Here is a 2,111-nt window from a genome sequence, read left to right as displayed (position 1 = left end):
CGCCGGAGTGGCCGACCCGCTGCGCGCGGCCGGCATCCCGGTGTTCGGCCCCAGCAAGGAAGCGGCCAGGCTTGAAGGCTCCAAGGCCTTCGCCAAGCAGGTCATGGCCGCGGCGAACGTGCCCACCGCCATGGCCCACGTGGCCACCAACGCCGCCGAAGCGGCCGAGGCCCTGGATTCGTTCGGGGCCCCCTACGTGGTCAAGGACGACGGGCTGGCGGCCGGCAAGGGCGTGGTGGTGACCGAAGACCGCGACGCCGCCCTGGCGCACGCCCAGGCCTGCTTCGACGCCGGCGGTTCCGTGGTCATCGAGGAATTCCTCGACGGCCCGGAAGTCTCCCTGTTTGTGATTTCCGACGGCGAACGCGCCATCCCGCTGGTGCCGGCGCAGGATTTCAAGCGGATTTTCGACGGCGACGAGGGCCCGAACACCGGCGGCATGGGCGCCTACACGCCGCTGACCTGGCTGCCGCCCGGTTTCGTGGACGAAGTCATGGACCGCGTCGCGCTGCCGACAATCCGCGAGATGGCCCACCGCGGCACCCCGTTCGTGGGCGTGCTGTTCTGCGGGCTGGCCGTGACCAGCCGCGGCGTGCGGGTGATCGAATTCAACGCCCGCTTCGGGGACCCGGAAACGCAGGCGGTACTGGCCCGGCTGCGCACACCGCTGGGCGGGCTGCTGCTGGCGGCCGCCAAGGGGGAACTGGACGACACAGAACAGTTGGTCTGGTCCAGGCGGTCCGCCGTCACGGTGGTGCTGGCCGCGGAGAACTACCCGGGAACTCCGCGCACCGGGGATCGGATCCGCGGCCTGAAGAAGGCCAATGCCTTGACCGACGTGCACGTGATCCACGCCGGGACCGCCCTGGACGGGAACGGCAAGGTGGTCAGCGCCGGCGGGCGGGTGCTCGCCGTCGTCGCGCTGGGTGAAGACCTGGTGGAAGCCCGCGAACGTGCCTACGAGGGCATCGACGCCATCAGCCTGGAGGGGTCGCAGTACCGCAGCGACATTGCCCTGCTGGCGGCCGAGGGCAAGATCAAGGTGCCCGCGTCCGGCACGAACTCCCGGGCCGGCGCACAGAGAGACTGAGGACGTCAAACCATGGCATTTGCCCCCGAAGTACTCGAACTGCCCGGCTGGAAGCACGTCTACTCCGGCAAGGTCCGCGACCTGTACGTTCCGGCCGCCCCGCAGCAGGTGGAGACGGCCAGCGACGACATTGCCGCCGAAGGCCTGTTGGACCGGCGCAACGACACCGTGCTGGTGGTGGCGAGCGACCGGATCAGCGCCTACGACCACGTGCTGTCCAGCGAGATCCCGGACAAGGGACGGATCCTCACCCAGCTGAGCCTGTGGTGGTTCGAACAGCTCGCCCAGGGGGACAACCCGGTGGCGCACCACGTGGTGTCCACCGAGGTGCCCGACGCGGTGGCCGGCCGGGCGATGGTCTGCAAGAAACTGGACATGTACCCGGTGGAATGCATCGCCCGCGGCTACCTGACAGGGTCGGGCCTCGCCGAGTACCGGCAATCCCGGACCGTGTGCGGGTTGCCGCTGCCCGCCGGCCTGGTGGACGGCTCCCGGCTGGAGCCCGCCATCTTCACCCCCTCGGCCAAGGCCGAGGTGGGCGAGCACGACGAGAACATCACCTACGACGCCGTGGTCCAGACCGTCGGGGCGGAGACCGCGGCCCGGCTGCGCGATAAGACGCTGCAGATCTATACGCGCGCCGAAGCCATCGCCCGGGAGCGCGGAATCATCCTGGCGGACACCAAGGTTGAGTTTGGCGTCGATCCCACGACGGGGGAGATCACGCTGGGCGACGAGGTGCTGACCCCCGACTCCTCGCGGTTCTGGGACGCGGACACCTACGAGCCGGGCCGGGCGCAGCCGTCGTTCGACAAGCAGTTCGTGCGCGACTGGCTGACGTCGCCCGCCTCCGGCTGGGACAAGAACTCGGACGCCCCGCCGCCCGCCCTGCCGGAGGACATCGTGCAGAAGACGAGGGCGCGTTACGTCGAAGCCTACGAACGGCTCACCGGGCGGACATTCGCCTGATCGGCAGCGGCGCGGGGCCGGGCCGGGTGCTCCCGGCCGCGCCCAGGGGGTC

The 2,111-nt window shown here is 70.2% G+C and carries 2 protein-coding genes; both read left to right on the top strand.

The window, feature by feature from the left end:
• Positions 1-1,090: phosphoribosylamine--glycine ligase (gene purD, locus AC5RUJ_RS15060; protein ID WP_494156121.1), on the top strand; the 1,090-nt coding region annotated here is incomplete at its 5' end.
• Between the two features lie 12 nt (positions 1,091-1,102).
• Positions 1,103-2,059, top strand: coding sequence for a phosphoribosylaminoimidazolesuccinocarboxamide synthase (locus AC5RUJ_RS15055; RefSeq protein WP_494074003.1), 957 nt, complete (start codon positions 1,103-1,105; stop codon positions 2,057-2,059).
• Positions 2,060-2,111: the final 52 nt, after the last annotated feature.

It is taken from the genome of Arthrobacter sp. Y3223164, from assembly GCF_059091005.1.
Note: the sequence above shows the minus strand (reverse complement) of the source record. Positions and strands in the feature narration are given on the sequence as shown.